The 17,920-nt window shown below is 57.4% G+C and carries 15 protein-coding genes; 2 read left to right on the top strand and 13 right to left on the bottom strand.

Annotated elements, in window-relative coordinates; translation table 11 throughout:
- Positions 1 to 28: 28 nt before the first annotated feature.
- Positions 29 to 232, bottom strand: coding sequence for a DUF1858 domain-containing protein (locus WKS99_RS07520; RefSeq protein ID WP_147572230.1), 204 nt, complete (start codon positions 230 to 232; stop codon positions 29 to 31).
- Between the two features lie 300 nt (positions 233 to 532).
- Between WKS99_RS07520 and WKS99_RS07515 the strand changes: the two genes are divergently transcribed.
- Positions 533 to 1,276 (top strand): tRNA threonylcarbamoyladenosine dehydratase, encoded by a 744-nt coding sequence (locus WKS99_RS07515; protein ID WP_147572229.1) that lies wholly within the window; start codon positions 533 to 535, stop codon positions 1,274 to 1,276.
- A 54-nt stretch (positions 1,277 to 1,330) separates the two neighbouring features.
- Here WKS99_RS07515 and WKS99_RS07510 read toward each other — a convergent pair whose 3' ends face one another.
- The 7 genes from WKS99_RS07510 to WKS99_RS07480 all read right to left on the bottom strand — a co-directional run bounded on the left by WKS99_RS07510 (position 1,331) and on the right by WKS99_RS07480 (position 9,201).
- The gene (locus tag WKS99_RS07510; RefSeq protein WP_147572228.1) at positions 1,331 to 1,753 is read right to left on the bottom strand and encodes a DUF3830 family protein; all 423 of its coding nucleotides are present in this window, start codon (positions 1,751 to 1,753) and stop codon (positions 1,331 to 1,333) included.
- A 66-nt stretch (positions 1,754 to 1,819) separates the two neighbouring features.
- Positions 1,820 to 3,040 (bottom strand): tyrosine--tRNA ligase, encoded by a 1,221-nt coding sequence (tyrS, locus tag WKS99_RS07505; protein WP_262669772.1) that lies wholly within the window; start codon positions 3,038 to 3,040, stop codon positions 1,820 to 1,822.
- Between the two features lie 42 nt (positions 3,041 to 3,082).
- Complete coding sequence (locus WKS99_RS07500) at positions 3,083 to 3,949, bottom strand: DMT family transporter (protein WP_186852504.1); 867 nt, start codon at positions 3,947 to 3,949, stop codon at positions 3,083 to 3,085.
- Between the two features lie 306 nt (positions 3,950 to 4,255).
- Complete coding sequence (locus tag WKS99_RS07495; RefSeq protein ID WP_147572225.1) at positions 4,256 to 5,596, bottom strand: hypothetical protein; 1,341 nt, start codon at positions 5,594 to 5,596, stop codon at positions 4,256 to 4,258.
- Positions 5,589 to 6,869 carry a DUF58 domain-containing protein gene (locus WKS99_RS07490; RefSeq protein WP_186852502.1) on the bottom strand — a complete coding sequence of 427 codons (1,281 nt, stop codon included), beginning with the start codon at positions 6,867 to 6,869 and terminating at the stop codon, positions 5,589 to 5,591. The genes WKS99_RS07495 and WKS99_RS07490 overlap by 8 nt, the downstream gene beginning before the upstream one ends.
- Positions 6,859 to 7,818: an AAA family ATPase gene (locus WKS99_RS07485; protein WP_186852501.1), complete on the bottom strand. Its 960-nt coding sequence runs from the start codon at positions 7,816 to 7,818 to the stop codon at positions 6,859 to 6,861. The genes WKS99_RS07490 and WKS99_RS07485 overlap by 11 nt, the downstream gene beginning before the upstream one ends.
- 210 nt (positions 7,819 to 8,028) lie before the next feature.
- On the bottom strand, positions 8,029 to 9,201 hold the full coding sequence (locus WKS99_RS07480) for an NAD(P)-dependent malic enzyme (RefSeq protein ID WP_340405673.1): 1,173 nt from the start codon (positions 9,199 to 9,201) through the stop codon (positions 8,029 to 8,031).
- A gap of 243 nt (positions 9,202 to 9,444) precedes the next feature.
- Between WKS99_RS07480 and WKS99_RS07475 the strand changes: the two genes are divergently transcribed.
- Positions 9,445 to 10,872: a sodium-dependent transporter gene (locus WKS99_RS07475; protein ID WP_340405672.1), complete on the top strand. Its 1,428-nt coding sequence runs from the start codon at positions 9,445 to 9,447 to the stop codon at positions 10,870 to 10,872.
- A gap of 54 nt (positions 10,873 to 10,926) precedes the next feature.
- Here WKS99_RS07475 and WKS99_RS07470 read toward each other — a convergent pair whose 3' ends face one another.
- Genes WKS99_RS07470 through WKS99_RS07450 form a run of 5 tightly spaced genes read right to left on the bottom strand, consistent with a single transcriptional unit; the run spans position 10,927 to position 17,917 of the window.
- Positions 10,927 to 12,954 (bottom strand): complex I subunit 5 family protein, encoded by a 2,028-nt coding sequence (locus WKS99_RS07470; RefSeq protein ID WP_262669776.1) that lies wholly within the window; start codon positions 12,952 to 12,954, stop codon positions 10,927 to 10,929.
- Positions 12,955 to 13,004: 50 nt separating this feature from the next.
- A complete protein-coding gene (locus tag WKS99_RS07465; RefSeq protein ID WP_186852499.1) occupies positions 13,005 to 14,468 on the bottom strand; it encodes a complex I subunit 5 family protein in 1,464 nt (487 codons plus the stop codon).
- 36 nt (positions 14,469 to 14,504) lie between these two features.
- A complete protein-coding gene (locus tag WKS99_RS07460; protein ID WP_340405671.1) occupies positions 14,505 to 15,983 on the bottom strand; it encodes a complex I subunit 5 family protein in 1,479 nt (492 codons plus the stop codon).
- 31 nt (positions 15,984 to 16,014) lie between these two features.
- Positions 16,015 to 17,514 carry a complex I subunit 5 family protein gene (locus tag WKS99_RS07455; protein WP_436233172.1) on the bottom strand — a complete coding sequence of 500 codons (1,500 nt, stop codon included), beginning with the start codon at positions 17,512 to 17,514 and terminating at the stop codon, positions 16,015 to 16,017.
- 28 nt (positions 17,515 to 17,542) lie between these two features.
- Entirely contained in the window at positions 17,543 to 17,917 is a 375-nt protein-coding gene (locus WKS99_RS07450; protein WP_147572217.1) for a sodium:proton antiporter, read from the bottom strand.
- Positions 17,918 to 17,920 lie beyond the last annotated feature (3 nt).

Genomic DNA, 17,920 nt, shown 5'->3' with positions numbered 1-17,920 from the left:
GAATCGCTCCGCCCCCGCTTTTCAAACTTTACTCACCGGCGGCGATCATCTCGTTGACCTTCGCCAGCAGAGCATCACAGTCCACCCCGTGGACCATGCAGGCCTGCTCCACGGTCTCTCCACGGGAGGAGGGGCAGCCCAGACAGTGCATTCCAATGCCCAGGAACAGGGGAGCGGTCTGGGGGGCGATGGTCAAAATATCACCGATGATGGTGTCTTTTGTAATGGTCATAACAGGATTCCTCCATTTTCTGAGATAGGAGTATTATACCCCATCTTCTCCCCTTTTTCAATGGAAAATCGGAAAAAAGTCCTTTCCTTTGATGGTATGGCAGATACCCCTTCCTTGCCTGTCTATCCTATCTTTCCATACTGTTCGAGAATCCTGTTTAGCGCCGCTGTTTTCTCGCCAATCCTATTTTGTAAAATTACCAGTGTCTTCTCCCTTTCCATGACCCAATGGATATGGTAAAATAAAAATAAAATATCCGCGCCTCTCCATATGGAGGAGCGCGGGGCAAGGAGCGACACCATGTCCGATCCATTTATCCGTACCCGCCTACTCATCGGCGAGGAACCGCTCGACCGGCTGGCCGCCGCCCGGGTCGCCGTCTTTGGCGTGGGCGGCGTGGGCGGTTTCTGTGTAGAGGCGCTTGCACGGGCAGGCGTTGGAGCTTTACACCTATATGATGACGATACCGTGTCGGAGAGCAATCTCAACCGGCAGATCGCCGCCCTTCGGTCCACCATTGGTCAGCCAAAGGTGGAGGTCATGGCCCGGCGGGTACTGGACATCAACCCCGGCTGCCAGGTCAAGGCCGTCCCTATGTTCTATCTGCCTCAGAACGCCCATCAGGTAGACCTGTCCCAGTACGACTATGTGGCCGACTGTATCGATACTGTGGCCGCCAAGCTGGAACTGATTGCACGGTGTACGGCGCTAGGCATCCCCATCATCAGCGCCATGGGTTCGGGAAATAAACTGGACCCCACCGCCTTTGAAGTGACGGATATCTCCAAAACCCAGGGCTGTCCCCTGGCCCGCGTCATGCGTAAAGAGCTCCGTCGGCGGGGTATCCTCCATCTGAAGGTGGTCTACTCCAGAGAGGAGCCCCTCTCCCCCGCCCAGCTTATCGAGGCAGAGGCTCCCGCCGGTGAGGGTACCCGCCCCGGCTCCTCCGCTCGACGGGCCACCCCCGGCTCCATCTCCTTTGTTCCCGCCGCCGCTGGGCTGGTATTGGCCGGGGCGGTTATACGGGATCTTGGCGGCTTCTAAGCATAAAAACGGCGTGGGAAATATCCCCACGCCGCTTTTCGTTTCTGCTGTCAATCAGTCCTCGGCCAGCTCGATACGGATGTTCTGCGCTCCCTCGTACAGGGTCTTCCTCCCCAGTTCATAAAGCTGGTCCAGCCCTTCGGTAATCGTTAGAACATGGTTCCCCGCCAACTGTCCCACCTTGCTGGCAAAGGACACGCCGCCATAGGCCAGGATCATCTCCATCTCGCTGATGCCCCCTGGATAGATGAGCAATTCCCCCTTGCTGGGGTAGCTGGTGTGGTTCTCAAAGTCCAGCCCCTCCCACCGGGTGTCGCCCATGGGAATCCACATCCCCTCTCCACTCCAGCGGACATGGATCAGCCTGTCCTCGATGGGAAGCATCTTCTTAAAAATGGCACAGGTCCTGGGGGCCTTTTCTTCTTCCAACCGCGCGAAAAATTGATAGTCACCGCAGGTCAACATTACCTTGGTCATATCCGCCGCTCCTTTTCTGGCCTTTTCCCAAAAACGTCTGTCGAGCCCCTGTCCGGCCGTGCAACTTTACAGAGACACCTTGTGGAACACTTTTTTCCCCTTGCGGACCATTAAGCCGTCGAAGAGCTGCTGGGCGGTATAAGCCGTATTGACATCCGCCACCTTTTCGTCATTGACAGTGACGCCGCCCTGCTCCACCAGGCGGCGGGCCTCCTTCTTGGAGGGGGCCAGCTTACACCTGACCATCAGGTCTAAGATCCCGATAGAACCGTCGGTCAAGTCAGCCTCGGTTAGTGTGGTGGAGGGCACATTACTCATATCTCCCCCGCCTACGAACAGAGCCTTGGCGGCCTCCTGGGCCTTTTGGGCCTCCTCCTCTCCGTGGACCAGCTTGGTCAGCTCGAAGGCGAGGATCTCCTTGGCGGTATTCAGCTGGCTTCCCTCCCACTTGTCCATCTCATCGATCTGCTCTATGGGCAGGAAAGTGAGCATACGAAGGCACTTGAGCACATCCCCGTCGCCCACGTTGCGCCAGTACTGGTAGAACTCGTACGGGCTGGTCTTGTTGGGGTCCAGCCACACGGCGCCCTTGGCGGTCTTGCCCATCTTCTTGCCCTCAGAATTGAGCAGCAGAGTGATGGTCATGGCGTGGGCGTCCTTCCCCAGCTTGCGGCGGATCAACTCGGTGCCGCCCAGCATGTTGGACCACTGGTCGTCGCCGCCGAACTGCATATTACAGCCATAGTTCTGGAACAGGTAATAGAAGTCATAGGACTGCATAATCATGTAGTTAAATTCCAGGAAGCTCAGTCCCTTCTCCATCCGCTGCTCGTAGCACTTGGCCCGAAGCATATTGTTGACGGAGAAGCAGGCACCCACATCCCGCAGCAGGTCGATATAATTCAGCTTCAGCAGCCAGTCGGCGTTGTTCACCATCTGGGCTTTGCCCTCGCCGAACTCGATGAACCGCTCCATCTGCTTCTTGAAGCAGTCGCAGTTGTGCTGGATGGTCTCAGGGGTCATCATGTTCCGCATATCCGTGCGTCCGGAGGGATCCCCGATATATCCGGTACCGCCGCCGATGAGGGCAATCGGCCGGTTCCCTGCCATTTGGAGGCGCTTCATCAGGCACAGGGCCATGAAGTGGCCCACATGGAGGGAGTCCGCGGTGGGGTCAAAGCCGATATAAAAGACAGCCTTCCCCTCGTCGATCATTTTGGAGATCTCCTCCTCATTGGTCACCTGGGCGATGAGGCCTCTGGCCTTCAGTTCTTCATAACAGGTCATATCTATACTTCCTTTCCTTTCTTTTCTCCATGGCTGTTATCTTCATTTTGTTGGGATATTGGAATGCTGTGCTTTCGCGCCCAGCTTGAGCTTGAGTACATTATAGGCCACCACCCCGCCGATGACGATGGCCGCTCCCACCATGGCATAGGCTCCGATGGCCTCTTTATAAAAAATCGCCACCAAAATAGGGTTGAGCACCGGCTCGATGCCGGAGATCAGGCTGGCCGTCACCGGCGGGGTGGTCTTCAGGCCAATGCACAGGAGCACATAGGCGACCCCTACCTGGAAGGCCCCCAGAATGACCAGGCTGAAAACCGCTGTGGCAGTAAATTCCGTTTCATGCGCCAAAAAGGGAAGCCCTGTCACGGCGGACAGCACATCTCCCCAGAATACGGAGGAGATGGCGTCGCTGTCCGGCATATCGTTCATCAGAAACACTCCGGCGTAGCTCACGCCGGACAGCAGGGCCAGAACATTGCCCAGCCCTCCCCCCATCTCCAGGCTGTCCAGAAAGAAAAAGAGGATGCCACCCAGCACCACCGCACAGGCTGCCAGGTCCAGCTTTTGGGGCTTTTTCCGAAAAAAAAGGGCGGAGAACAAGATGACGAAAATGGGCACTGTGAATTGAAGCACAATGGCGTTGGCGGCGGTTGTCAGCTTGTTGGCCAGAGAAAACAGGGCGTTGGTCCCAAACACGGACAGGGCCCCCAGTGCCACCCATCGGTTCAGGCGCAGAGGGTGCTTGGTCCACAGCAGATAGGCCCCGATGACTACCAGGGCGATTGCGGTCCGTCCGCCATTGATAGACATTCCGTTCCAGGGGATGACCTTGATGCAAAGCCCGCCAATGCTGTAAAGGGCGGCTGAGATGGCTACGAACAGTGTTCCCCTTTGGCTGGCTGTCATGCGTAGTCTCCTCTCTGCTCTGATATGAGGAAAGCCCTCTGTCCAAATTGGACAGAGGGCATGAAAATGCGGTACCACCTCTGGTATGCTTTCACCTCGCGGCGGAAGCCTCTCGGAGTACATGACTCCAGCGCTGTAACGGGCGCTCTCCGGCCTGTCCCCTACTAGGCCGTTCTCGGCGGTTCAGGCGGCTGCTCCGAGGGGTATTCACAAAAGCTTCCTCTCCCCCGTTGCACCGATCCGGGGGCTCTCTGGGCAGGAATTGCCTCTGCTACTCTTCCTCATCTCCGCAGTGTGCCAAATGTATCACAGTTTTGTCCCTTTGTCAACACCGGGTTTTCTCAGCCTTCGGACAGAAGACCAGCTATCCCGCAGGAACTGTCCCCGTACAGCCCGCCCGATCCGGCGGCGGATCAGCCCAGCCTGGGCCACAGTGTCGCTCCGGCCGGCAGGGCTGTAAAGGGCTGTCTCTACCGCAGGAATCAGTCCATCCAGGGCCGCGGCCAACTCCAGGTCCTCCCCTGCGCTTCGGCGCAGACGGAGCAAGAATTCCCGTGGCGTTTCCCCAGTCCGCTTACGCCAGGGGCTGAGTCGGCAGCGGCGGACCAGGCCGTAAAACATCCCCACAGGGGTGTCCCGGTGACGTGTCAGGAACAGATGCAGACGAATCCGGGTTCTCCAGCTCTCTAGCAGCCGCTTCAGCCCACTCCACAGGGAGATACGGCGGCGCTGAGGCGCCTTTTCAGCCTTTGGCACCTTCCTCCCACCAATTTTCAGCCGTCCCATCAGCCTTAACAGCCACGCCAGGAAAAGGAGGAGCGCCACCGCCGCCAGCACCAGAAGGATGATGGTCAACACAGGGTTGGCTTCCGCCTGAACAAGCTCCTCCTCCGGCAACTGGATCTGTGCATAGGGCTCCTCCAAATCCCCGGCGGCCATCTCCGGCAGCAGAGAAGACAAAAACAGAAGCAGCCGCCACAGCAGAGCCAATACTCCCTTTGCCATGGTAACCAGCCCATTCCACAGCATCACGATCCCCTCTCCGGCCGGGGCTGCCGCCACTCCTACCAGCAAAACCATCAGTCCAAAAATGCCCACAAAGGCAATCCCCAAGAGAGCCCAGCCCTTGATTGTGATTGGGCCATACATCCGCCTGGCCGCTACGCCCAAGCAGGCGGCGGCAAAGCCGGCCGCTCCAGGCAGTACCCATAGGATACCGCTCCCCATGATCGAGGTGTAACCCATCAGGAGGACCAGCATTACGGCGCTTGTATCCAGACTCAGTATCATTTCGTGGAGTGTGGGTGCGTGGAGACTTCGGTATCCCCCCTTCATGGTTATCCAGAGACAGAATCCCGCGGCAAATACCAGCAGCAGCATCTCCTTCTGCTCTCCCAGCAGAAGAATAGACAGGAAAAAAAGGGCTCCCACCGCTGTATTCAGCAGCACCAGTCTCCTCATAGTCTGTGGCCTGCTCAAAAACAGCTTGTTCAACAGATAAACAGCAGGAGAGTAGACCAGCATCGACAGCGGATAGTATCCATTGGGTGTTCTGGTGGACAGGGTCATCAAATAGAAAAAGGTGCACAGGTTGGCCGCCAGAGTGAACTGGAGCACCAGCGATGAGAAGGTCCGCCGCTCATCCATGGACAGGTCCCTCCCTCAGGCTGGACAGACAGACCAGCTCAAATTCTCCAAACGGCTCCGGCTCCCGGTAGGTCAGCACCGAGGTACATTCCTCTCCCAGCCGGCGCAGCAGTCCCCGGTCCCCCAGGCATGCCGTATCATAGGCGATGTAATAGAAGCGGCCCACCTTCTGGGCGCTCTCGTAGATGGGGCCCTGGTCAAAGACCGGCTGCTGGAGGATAAACTCCCCCCCGTCCTCTTTGCGCACCCGCGCACAGGGCTCGTAGGCGGCCAGGGCGCAGAGCAGCTCCTCCACATGGCTGACAGCAAACAGATTGACCGCCCTGCCGCTGAGACCCCGGCAGAGGCTCAGGCCGCATTGAACCTGGTAGTCAGCCAGCAGGACGAATTCAGAGGCCAGGATACTCAAAGTTTCCTCCAACTCTTCCCAATGGGGGACGTTCCCTCCAAAGCTCTCCCCGTCCAGGAGGAAGTGGACATTTTTGGGCAAAATATCCTCATACACATTGACGGACAAAGGCAGCCCCCGTGCGGCCAGACGCCAGTTGATATGCTTCAGGGAGTCGGTGGTCATGTAGTTCCGGGTGGAGCGGATCACCGTCAGGTCCTCCACGACGCCCCTGGTCCCGGTATCCGCGTTCCACAAGTTGCGCAGGAACAGGTCCGGGACCACCCGGACCAGCCTTGGGTAGACAAAAAACTGCCGTGCGTCCTCTTTGGGAATGAGGCACTCTACCTGACTTAGTCCAAAACCGTCCCCCGTCCTCAGTCGCCACCCTTGTGTGGAATAGACGCCCCGGCGCTCCGCCGTCCACCTGGAGGAGAAGCGCAGCCGCTCATACCAGAGAAACATGGTCAGCCGCTTCTCTCCCACCAGTTGGGTGGAAGCCCCCTCTTCCTCCAGGGCGGTCATCTCCCAATCGTCGGGCTTGCGGCTGTTCTCCGGCTTTAGGCAGAGGTTTCTGGACAGAGGAAAAAATACCTCCAGCCATACCACAGGCAGAAACTTGTTGTTGCATACCTCGATATCAAAGGTCGTCTCTTCCCCAGGGAACAAGCCGCCGCTCCGATTGGTCACCTGGATGGACACCTTTCGTGCGGAGGCGAAAGCCCATATCCGGGAAACTGCCGCAAGAAGGAACAGGAACATGAGGACACTGGCCAGGGCACTCTGTCCAAAAAAGGCGGCCAGCACACACAGCAGAGCCGATGTCGCTATAACCGGGATAGACACCAGAAGGCTAGAGCGGCTGAATACCAGCTTATTTTTCATGGGCGACTGCTTCCAGCTCTGGCGCTCCCTGGAGCCGTTCCAGCACATCGTCCAAGATGGCGGACACAGATACGCCGGAGAATCGGGCCCCGCTGTCCAGGATCAGGCGGTGCTCCAGCACTGGGGCGGCCAGTGTCTTTACGTCGTCCGGCGTCACGAAATCCCGGCCCTCCATGGCGGCCCAGACCTTTGCCGCCCGGTAGAGCCCCCGGGTGGCCCTGGGGCTTGCCCCCATCTTCAGTTGGGGATGGCTTCGGGTGGCGGCGGCCAGCGCCACGATGTAATCGGCCACCGCGTCGGACAGGTGTACCTGGCTGATCTGCCGCTGGGCCTCCACCAGCTCCTGGGCATTGGTGACCGGCCGCACCTGGTCAAAGGGGATCTCGTCCCCCAAATTACGGAGCATCCGCCGTTCCTCCTTCGGAGTTGGGTAACCCATGCTGATGCGGATAAGGAAGCGGTCCATCTGGGCCGCAGGGAGCCGGAAGGTACTCTCCGACTCCACCGGGTTCTGAGTAGCCAGCACCAGGAAAGGGGCGGGCAGAGGGAACTGCTCGCCGTCGATGGAGATCTGCCGCTCCTCCATGGCTTCCAGCAGGGCGGACTGAGTGCGGGGAATGGCACGGTTGATCTCGTCCGCCAGCAGGAGATTGGTCATTACCGGCCCCTGGCGCAGCTCAAAATCCCCGGTTTTTTGATTGTATATCCGCATACCGATGATATCGCTGGGCAGCAGATCCGGGACAAACTGGATTCGTCCAGACTGACAGCCCAAGGCGATGGAGATGGTCTTAACCAGGGTGGTCTTTCCCACGCCGGGCAGATCATCCAGCAGGATATGTCCATTGGCCAGAATCGACATCACAATCAGTCTGATCCGGTCCGATTTTCCTACGATGATCTTTTCTGTTTCTTCCTGGATGTTCTGTGACAGCTTGCGGATATCCATAGCTCTGCTCCTTTTATATCAATACGCCTCTTCGGGGTGCTCCGGGCACCTGCCTCGCGCAGCAGGTCAATAGTATGTATTATAATGGTATTATTATATCGACTGCCTCCCGCAAAATCAAGGCCCAGCGGCCCCTCCGTCCATTCACCTTTGGATATGGAAAAGGAGAGCGGCCCGCCATTTTCAGCGGACTGCTCTCCCTATTCTGGTTCAGATGCGGGCTACCCCGGTGCGGCGGGCCGCCTCCGCTACCGCCTCTGCCACCGCCGGCACCACTCTGGGGTCAAAGGGTTTCGGGATGATATAGTCCTCCGAGAGTTCTTCCTCGGAAATCAGGCCGGCCAGGGCCTGGGCCGCAGCCATCTTCATCTCCTCATTGATATCTCTGGCCCGCACGTCAAAGGCACCCCGGAACACACCGGGGAAGGCCAGTACATTGTTGATCTGGTTTGGAAAATCGCTTCGTCCGGTAGACACCACACGGGCGCCTCCCGACCGTGCGTCATCCGGGAATATCTCCGGCGTAGGGTTGGCACAGGCAAAGACGATGGCGTCCCGCTCCATCGTCCGAACCATGTCCGGAGTTACAAGGCCGGGGGCAGATACGCCGATAAACACATCAGCGCCCACCAGCAGGTCCGCCAAATTCCCCCGTCGTCCCTCCAGATTGGTCACCTTGGCAATCTCCTGCTGGGCCCAGTTCAGCTGAGGGCAGCCCTGGTAGATGGCCCCGAATTTGTCGCACAGCGTGATATCCCGGTAGCCGGCCAGAAGGAGCAGCCTCGTAATGGAGATGGCCGCCGAGCCGGCGCCGGAAAAGACGACGCGCACCTCCTCCTTGTTCTTCCCCACTACCTTCAGGGCGTTGGTCAGTCCGGCCAAGGCGATGATGGCGGTGCCGTGCTGGTCGTCGTGAAAGACCGGGATATCACACTTCTCCTTCAGCTTCCGTTCGATCTCAAAGCATCGGGGCGCGGCAATGTCTTCCAGATTGATGCCCCCAAAGGAGCCGGAGATGTTATACACCGTCTGGACAAATTCATCTACGTCCTGAGTCTTGACACATAGGGGAAAGGCGTCTATCCCGCCAAAGGTCTTGAACAGGACACATTTGCCCTCCATGACGGGCATTCCGGCCTCCGGACCAATATCTCCTAACCCCAGAACCGCCGAACCATCGGTGATGACGGCGCACAGGTTGTGACGCCTGGTCAATTCATAGCTCCTGTCAATATTGTCACGGATGGCTAGGCACGGTTGAGCCACACCGGGCGTATAGGCCAGGGACAGAGACTCCTGGTCATTAGCGGGTACAGTAGCCACTACCTCTATTTTTCCCCCCCACTGCTGGTGGAGGCGGAGGCTCTCCTTCGCGTAGTCCATAGTGTTCTCTCTCCTTCTCTCATGCGGCTGGAATGTGGACAGCCGTCTCTGTTTTTATTATATATCAGCTATCAAAAAAGGCAACAGGGAACAGTCGATTTTTCCGTCTCCTTCTAACGCTTCCCATCCCTATAAAAATGCAATTCTACATTGACACGTCTTTCATATTCTGTTACAATGTTTTTTAACATTCTATTTCAGGATGTGTTGTAAGGGATATTTATAGAGAATGGGAGGATCATTATGGAACATCACAGAGGACAATGGGGCAGTAACATCGGGTTTTTGATGGCTACGGTAGGCGCTGCTGTCGGACTGGGCAACATCTGGGGGTTTCCCTATAAGATGGGTGCCAGCGGCGGCTTTCCCTTCCTGATCATCTACATCGCCCTTGCTGTCCTGGTAGGCTTTCCCATCATGCTAACCGAGCTGGCAATCGGCCGGAAGAGCGGCAAAAGCGTCCTGGTAAGTTATCAAAATGTAGCTGGAGGCATGGGCACCTTCTTGGGGTTCCTAGCCATCATCTCTCCCCTGCTGATCCTAAGCTTCTACACCGTTCTAGGCGCCTATTGTATCCAATATGTGTGCCTCAACTTTGCCGAGTTGATTGGGGTATTTTCCCTGTCCAGCATCTCCGGCGCACAGTCTTTTACCGATATGCTCAGTAACCAGCCCTTGGCCATCGGTTCTACTGTGTTCTTCATCGCTATCTGTTACCTCATCATCCGCGGCGGCATCAAAGATGGTATTGAAAAGTTCAACAAAATCGGTATGCCTGCCTTGGCGATTATGCTGCTCATCGTCATCATTCGGGCTGTAACACTTCCCGGAGCTTTCGAGGGATTGAAGTTCATGTTTTCCCCCAACTGGGAGCCCTTCTCCTCTGTTCAGGGCTTCCTGAAGGTACTTTCCACCGCTGGCGGCCAGATGTTCTTCTCCTTATCCCTAGCTATGGGTATCACCGTCACTTACGGTTCTTACCTGAGCAAAAAGGAGAGCCTTGTAAAAAACTCCCTTATTATTATCATCTCTGATACCTGTGTGGCCATTATGGCTGGTCTTGCGGTTCTCCCCGCCGCTTTCGCTCTGGGCGGTGAGGGTGCTGAACTGAGCGGTCCCAAACTGCTGTTCATCACCATGCAGGACGTCTTTAACTCTATGGGCGCCTTTGGCCCCATCTTTGGTATTCTCTTCTTCCTGTTTGTCACCCTGGCGGCTATCACCTCCGCCATCGCCCTAGTCGAGGTGCTGGTCACCTTCGTCATTGACCATCAGGTAGCCAAGGGTAGGTCGCCCAAGCGCAGCAGAATCGTAGCGATCGCCTGTCTCATCGTGCTAGCGGAGGCTGTTCTGGTAGCCGCCGATGGGCTTGGCTCCAATGGACTCTGGATTCCCTTCCAGGATACTGGTATGACCCTGGGCGGCACCTGGCTCGACTTCATGGACTTTATTTCTGAGGGCGTGGCCATGCCTCTGGGGGCCTTGGTCATGTCTATCTTGGTGGGCTGGGTCATTGGCCCCAAGGTCATCCGCAGCGAGGTCAGTTTAGAAGGAAATACCATGAAGGACGGTCTGTATTCCTTCTTCAGCATCTGTATCCGCTTTGTGGCCCCTGTGGCTATGGCCTTCATCCTGTATGGCCAGGTCACCACCTTTATTTCTCCCGCATGATTTCAGTCAAATAAAGATAGCGTCCTGTATCCAGATTGGGTACAGGACGCTTTTTTATCTGTGCAAGAAAATGAATAGAATCGAGAACACCAGGCCAAGTCCGGTCAGGATCAGGCCAAAGGCCAGCGAACGCATGACTCCATTCCCCCGCTGGGGCTGGTCGTCGTACAGGCCGAAGCTAGAGTCATCCACTACCTGTTCCAGGCTGGGCCGTGGTGTATATTCCTGCCCCGTAAGGGCGCTCACCAGCCGGCTTCGTCGGTCGATCAGCCATCGGCTCCATCTTAGGAACAAGGCAGGCAGTCCCCGGAACAAAAGCCGGAAGCCCACCCGGTCCACAAAGGCAGCCGCCAGCAGCAGTACCTGGGTGGAAAATTTCAGGAGCGGTCGGTACAGCCCGTACTCCAGATTGAGCCATCCTGGAATAGGGTCTCGGTAGTACCTTCTCCCGCTCTCTCCTTTGGGCATCAGCAGGGTGCGCACCACCAGGAGGTAGACCACCAGGCCGATGGTCAGTGAGATCGCCGCCCCCTTCAGATTGACCACAGAGAAGTAATCTACCGCGTGAGACGGCACCGCTCCCTGGAAAAAGGAGCGGCCAAAGGCAGCGATCCTATCCATAAAACGGCCGGGAAAGAGGCCCAGGAGGAGCATCACCCCCACATATGTCAGCAGAACAGCCGCGGAGGCCGGAGCGATATAGCCGCCGTGGCAGCGCCATTTTTTATCCAGTACCTCCTGGGGCAGCCGGTTTCTCTCCACAAAGATGCAGAGAAACAGCTTCAGCATATAGGCCAAGGTCAGCCCACCCGCAAAAAGAAACAGCCACTCCAGCGCCGTATAGGCCCAGGCCCGCTCTCCTGACAGATGGATATATTCCACGATGCTCTCGTGGAGCAGTGTTTTGCTCACATAGCCGTTGAGCAGGGGCAGCCCCGCCAGACTGAGCATGGGGATCCCCATGATAAGGGCCAACATGGGCTTATTTCGGCCAAAGCCCCGTATATCGTTCAGGTCAAAGGAATGGGTAGACAGATGGATGACGCCTGCAGCCGGGAAGAGCGCCAGCTTGATTAGCGAATGGTTGACGATATGGAGGACCGTCCCGTCCACCGCCAGGGCGTTATGGCTGCCCAGCAGACACTGCATCGCCAGCCCCACCAAAATAAAACCGATCTGGGAAACTGAGGAGCAGGCCAGTGTCCTTTTGAGGTCCACGGAGCAGAGGGCCAGCACAGCCCCCAAAACCATGGTGACGGCCCCGATGACTGCCAGCATGGCGCCCCAGCTTCCGTCATGGAGAAACAGGGTTGTGGACAGCACAGCTACCCCGTAAATCCCTGTCTTTGTGATAACACCGGACAGGACCGCCGAGGCGGGGGCAGGTGCAGCCGGATGGGCGGTGGGCAGCCAGATGTGAAGCGGAAACGCCCCCGCCTTGGCGCCAAAGCCCACTAGGGTCAGCAGGCCGCCCACCCAGAGCAGGGTACGGTCAGAAGCCTGTGCCGCCGCCTGTGCCAGCTGGTCAATTTGAAGGGTACCCAGTTGGAAGTGCAGGAGAAATAACCCTGACAAGGTAACCAGACCGCCGATGACAGCTACCGCTAAATAGGTGCCTCCGGCTCGCAGGGCCTCCTCCTCCTCTGTCTGGACCACCGACACATAAGAGGTAAAGGACATGACCTCAAAAAATAGGAAGGTAGTGTACAAGTCAGCAGATAAAAATACGCCCATGGCAGCCCCTAATGTGACCAGCCAAAACAGATAGTAGCGGTTCCGCCTTTTGATGTGGGCAAAATACTCGTCAGACAGGATGGTCGCCGCCAACCACCCCGTAGCAGTCAGCATGGCCATAAGCGAGTGGAACCCACCGGAAGCAAAGGAGATGCCGAGCCCGCAAAAGCCGTCCAACCGGACCGCGGTGTCCTCTCCCATGGCCATTGACAGCACCAGCAGAAGCTCCAGTGCGGCGGCAGACTGGACAAAGATATCCCTCGCCTTTTTCCAGACTCGACCCACCAGATAGCTGACCGGCCCGCACACAATAGGCATTGCGACCAGCAGCAGCAGAATCCGTCCCACAGGTTCCTCTCCCCCTCTCCAAAATAATGCATGCCCCTATCTATGCTCGGTCATAAGAACAGCAGCCGGCTGATGCCCAGATATACCTCCTGGGCCATCAGCCCAAGAATGACCGAGGCAAGAGCCAGTACGACCAAGGGAATGGTCATCCTCACGCCAGGGTCCCGCCGGGCCTGCCTTGGAATACGCACCGAGATAGCTCGGTGCTGTCTGGGGAAAAAGGCCAGCATGACGATCTGCATCAGGTACAGGGCGGTCAGGATCGCCGAGGCGATAAGAGCGGCGCCACCCAAATATCCCAGCGGGGTACCCAGAGCCACACTGGAAGTTGCCAGCAGCCATTTGCTTGTAAAGCCGGCCAGTGGAGGCACTCCCATCAGCCCCAGCGCTGTGACGGTAAAAGTGCTGAAAACCACCGGCATCAGCGGGCCACACCCTTCAATATCCGGGACGAAGTCCCGGTGCATCTTATAGTGGACCGCACCCACCCCAAAAAAGAGCGTAATCTTTAGAACCGCATGAAACACCATATGGGTCATGCCGGCTACCAAGCCAGCCGTAGACAGGGTCATCACGCCCAGCAGCACATAGGACAGGTTGCTGATGGTGGACCAGGCCAACCTCCGCTTCAAATGTTTGGTCTGGAGCGCCTTGGACGAGCCGAAGACGATGGTAAAGAGAATCGCCGCCAGCACCAGGTCCTGCGCCCATGTACCCCGCAGGATATCCGGGCCAAAGCCATACCAGGTCAGCCGGACTACTGCGAACACCCCCGCCTTGACCACAGCTACCGCATGGAGGAGGGCGGTCACCGGTGTGGGGGCCACCGAGGCCCGCAGGAGCCACTTGTGTCCTGGAAATACCGCCGCCTTCACCCCAAATCCAAAAAAGCCCAGCACATAGGCCACCAGCAGGGTGTCGAGGCTGGTCCCCTCTGAGATTAGAGTGCCTCCCAGGCGGAACATCCCGCTGCCGTATTGGAGGAGAAAGACCATGGCGATAAAGCCCAGGGCGGCACCGCTCATGGAATACACCAGATAGACTCGTCCGGCGTACCGCGCCTTGCCGTCCATACCGTGCATGACCAGGGGAAGGGTAACCAGGGTGAGCAGTTCATAAAAGAAATACATGGTCAGGATATTTGCCGAGAAGGCGACGCCCAACGTCACTCCAAAGGCAGCCAGATAGAAGGAAAAAAAACGGTCCTCTCCCCCCTCCCTGCTCATATATTCCAGGGCATACAGGCAAGCCAGCGGCCACAGCAGAGACACCATTGTGCCAAAGACACAGCCCAGTCCGTCCACCTGGAACGCAACAGACAGCCGCTCCCCCAGATGGACCAGGACCACGGCCTCTGCCCCCTTCATCTCCGAGATGGCAGTCAGGGACAGGACGGCGGTCATGCAGGATACGAACAACACATAGTGCTGCCGTCCCCGCCGGCCCCTTGGCTTCCAAATGGGCAGCATCCCGCCGCTCAGGATAGGAAACAACACTGCTAGCATGATCCACATAAGGAAACACCCCCTTTCCTCACAAGGTCTGAAGGCTCAACCAAAAAGCGGAGCCAGGATATCCTCCACCGCGGGAGAGAGAAGGCCGGGATACATCCCTAAAATCACCACGGACGCGGTGAGGAAGCAGAGGGTGATCCACATGAGCCAGGTATCCTGCTGTTTGACGATCTGGCTCCGGTCAAAGCCCTTGCCGGGGAAAAAGGCCGAGGTAATGATGGGAAGCAGATAGCAGGCGGTAAGCAGAGCGGAGAGCATCAGAACCCCGATGCCCACATAGGACACCGGCCCCAGCCCGGCCTCCAGCGCCCCACGGGCCAGCATCCACTTGGCCACGAAACCCCCTGTGGGCGGAATCCCGATCAGGGACAGAGAGGCCAGCGCAAAGCACCACATGGTGATGCCATACACCGTGCCCACACCGCGCATCTGAGAAACCTGGGTCAGGTGTGTCTTATAGATGATGGCGCCTGTGGCCATGAACAGGGCATTCTTTCCAATGGCGTGGAACACCACCTGGAAGATCGCGCCTTCCAATGCGGCAGGGGTCAGCAGCATCAAGCCGAAAATCACATAGGACACTTGGCTGACCGTTGAGTAGGCCAGCCTTTTTTTCAGTGTGTCCTCCCGCAGGGCCAGGGTGGAGCCCATGAGCACCGTGACCAGAGACAGGATCAGCACCGTTCTCTGCACCCAAGTTCCGCTGAGAAAATCCCATCCATATAGATAGTAAACCACCCGGATTATGGCAAAGACGCCCATCTTAGTGATAAGGCCGGACAGGACCGCGGAGGCGGGGGCAGGTGCTACCGGGTGGGCGATGGGCAGCCATGCGTGGAGCGGGAACATTCCCGCCTTACAGCCAAACCCCACTGCCATGACCAGGAATACGCACAGGAGCCACTGGCGGTCCCCAGTGGCTAAGGAGCTGTTCAACACGCCGCCTGGTGTAAACAGGTCTGTGGTACAGTAGCCCTGGAGCATGAAGAGTCCCAGCAGCCCAAGCCCTGCCCCGGCCACAGAAAAGGCCAAGTAGCGATAGGCGGCCTCAAATGCCTTCTTGGTGCCGATGTGCAGGACCAGAGGGACGGAACACAACGTCATCAGCTCATAAAACAGGTAGAGCGTGACTAAGTTGCCCGCAAAGCAAATGCCCATCAGAGCGCCCAGCGTCATGAGGTAAAATCCAAAAAACCGCTCCCGGTGGCCCTCATGATTCATATACTCATAGGCGAAAAAGGCCACTGCGAACCAGATGATACAGATCAAGGCGGCAAAAAACCGCCCCAGAGCGTCCCCCTGCAGGACGATGCGGAGCCCTGGGGCTAAATGCAGCATGGTATAGGGTGGTGTATCATAAATGGCCGCAGGCAAGACCAGAAGGATCTGAAGGATCAGGATGGTGGAAACGACGGTACGTCGCGCCCCAAGGGTATGGATGCGGGCCGCCATCAGGCCGCCGAATATGGGAAACAGCACAGGCAGCACCAGCCAGTTTCCATACAGCATTTCCATCCTGTCACCTTCTTTCTCTTCAAATGGTCAATCAAAACAGCGCGAGTCCTGTATGGATCAGAGCAAGGATCGGTCCTACCCCCACGCCCAGCACCAGGTTGAACGCCACGAAGCAGAGGGTAGCCCAGCGGTGGGCCGATGCCTCTTTTGCGGACAGGAAAGTACCTCTTTCCCCGTCCCTCCTGCCCCAGATGACCAAAATAGCAGGGATATAATACATGGCGTTGAGGACGGAGCTGACAGCCAGGCTGAACAGAGTCGGCATCGTCTGCCACTCTCCCGCCAGTGCCGCCACAGCCAGACTATATTTGGATGAGAAGCCGGCCAGCAGCGGTAGGCCGCACAGAGACAGGCCGCCCACGGTAAACCCGATGCCGGCCACTGGAGCCCGCCAGGCCATACCCCGCAGGTCACTCCAGTAATGTCCTCCCTCCCCGGCCCGTATCAGGGCCCCGGCACCCACAAATATCATGGGCTTTGTAAAGGCGTGGGTCAGCAGTTGGAAGCAGGCCGCGGCGGTCCCCGCCCGGCTGCCCAGCCCCAGGGCAAGAAAGATATAGGATATCTGGGCCGAGGAGGAGTAGGCGATCATTCTCTTTACCTCCTCCTGCCGCAAAGCAGCCACCGAAGCGAACAGCATACCAGCTACGCCCAAAAGGAAAAGCAGGTCATGGAGGTACATTTCGATCAGTACACTGCTGCCAAACACTCGCAGGATCAGCTTTATAATCAATACAATGTAACCCTTCAGCACCAGTCCAGACAAAATGGCGCTGGAGGCGGTCGTCGCACTGGCGTGCGCGTCGGGCAGCCAGGCGTGAAAGGGAAACTGAGCACTTTTAATCGCCAGCCCCAGAGTCATCAGCAGTGCCGAAGCTGTCAGTGGAATCGCATATCTGCCGGTTTGGGCCAACTGTGCTACCGCCCGCCCCAAGTCCTCCATCAGCAGATGTCCGGTGACGCTATACAGCATGGAAATGCCCAGCAGGATCAAGCCGGAACCCAGGCAGCTGAACACCAGATACCGGATGGCCGCCACCACAGAGCGGCCGCTCTCCTTCGCTACCACAGCGATACAGGCGGTGACCGCTGCGATCTCCACAAAGACATAGGCGGTGAAGAGGTCATTGGTATAAACCATGGCCAGCAGAGCCGCATAGAGAAGTTGCATCAACAGGCAATACTGCCCCTGGCGCTCCTCCCGAATGTCCCGGCGGATGTCCTCTGCGCCACCAGTAAGAGAGAGAAACATCACCAAGCTGAAGGCCAGGGCCAGCAATGCCTCCAGAGGACCAGCCCGCAGTTCGTTTCCCCAAGGGGCCGGAAAATGTCCCATCATAAAGGTGAAGCTGTCCCCACTCCACAGGTGGGCCAGCAGAGCCGCCGACAGGGCTGCCACCACGGCCTGGACCACCCGGATCATCCGAAGTGCCTGCTCTCCATTTTTCAGGAACGGAACTGACACCGCACTGAGCAGGGCTAGAAAAATGCTGAAGAAAGGAACGTTATATGTAAAGGGCAAAAGCTTCACCTCCATTCTGTCTCTGATTTATATCTCCCTAATTATGATGTTCTTCTTTGGAACGCATCAGAATGACATCCAGATTCAGGCTGTGATACCTCTTGTACAGCCGACAGGTCAGGGCCAGAAACAGTGCCGTCGTACTCACCGCCACCACGATACCAGTCAGCACCAACCCTCCCGGTACCGGATTGATCCGTACAGCCCGCTCCATCCCCTCCTCCAAAATGGGGGCGCTTCCTCCCTCCACATAGCCCATGGCCGCCAAGAAAAGGAATACTGAGGTATCCATAAGATTGAGTCCGATAATCTTTTTGATTAAATTGGGATGGAGAAATAGCGTGGTGATCCCTATGGCAAATAAGAGGATCGCCGCTATGTAAAACCGCTGCTGTAAAATCAATTCCGCCAAGGC

The sequence above is a fragment of the Flintibacter sp. HCN-6482 genome, from assembly GCF_037892565.1.
GTDB lineage: Bacteria > Bacillota > Clostridia > Oscillospirales > Oscillospiraceae > Lawsonibacter > Lawsonibacter aceti.
This window is presented reverse-complemented; position numbering and strand designations above follow the sequence as displayed.

Excerpts from the sequence above, each read along its gene's own strand:
- WKS99_RS07475 (WP_340405672.1), top strand. The coding sequence starts at position 9,445 with ATGGAACATCACAGAGGACAATGGGGCAGTAACATCGGGTTTTTGATG.
- WKS99_RS07515 (WP_147572229.1), top strand. The coding sequence starts at position 533 with ATGTCCGATCCATTTATCCGTACCCGCCTACTCATCGGCGAGGAACCG.
- WKS99_RS07500 (WP_186852504.1), bottom strand. The coding sequence starts at position 3,949 with ATGACAGCCAGCCAAAGGGGAACACTGTTCGTAGCCATCTCAGCCGCC.
- WKS99_RS07510 (WP_147572228.1), bottom strand. The coding sequence starts at position 1,753 with ATGACCAAGGTAATGTTGACCTGCGGTGACTATCAATTTTTCGCGCGG.
- WKS99_RS07485 (WP_186852501.1), bottom strand. The coding sequence starts at position 7,818 with ATGGATATCCGCAAGCTGTCACAGAACATCCAGGAAGAAACAGAAAAG.
- WKS99_RS07520 (WP_147572230.1), bottom strand. The coding sequence starts at position 232 with ATGACCATTACAAAAGACACCATCATCGGTGATATTTTGACCATCGCC.
- WKS99_RS07490 (WP_186852502.1), bottom strand. The coding sequence starts at position 6,869 with ATGAAAAATAAGCTGGTATTCAGCCGCTCTAGCCTTCTGGTGTCTATC.
- WKS99_RS07495 (WP_147572225.1), bottom strand. The coding sequence starts at position 5,596 with ATGGATGAGCGGCGGACCTTCTCATCGCTGGTGCTCCAGTTCACTCTG.
- tyrS (WP_262669772.1), bottom strand. The coding sequence starts at position 3,040 with ATGACCTGTTATGAAGAACTGAAGGCCAGAGGCCTCATCGCCCAGGTG.
- WKS99_RS07480 (WP_340405673.1), bottom strand. The coding sequence starts at position 9,201 with ATGGACTACGCGAAGGAGAGCCTCCGCCTCCACCAGCAGTGGGGGGGA.
- WKS99_RS07460 (WP_340405671.1), bottom strand. The coding sequence starts at position 15,983 with ATGGAAATGCTGTATGGAAACTGGCTGGTGCTGCCTGTGCTGTTTCCC.
- WKS99_RS07465 (WP_186852499.1), bottom strand. The coding sequence starts at position 14,468 with ATGTGGATCATGCTAGCAGTGTTGTTTCCTATCCTGAGCGGCGGGATG.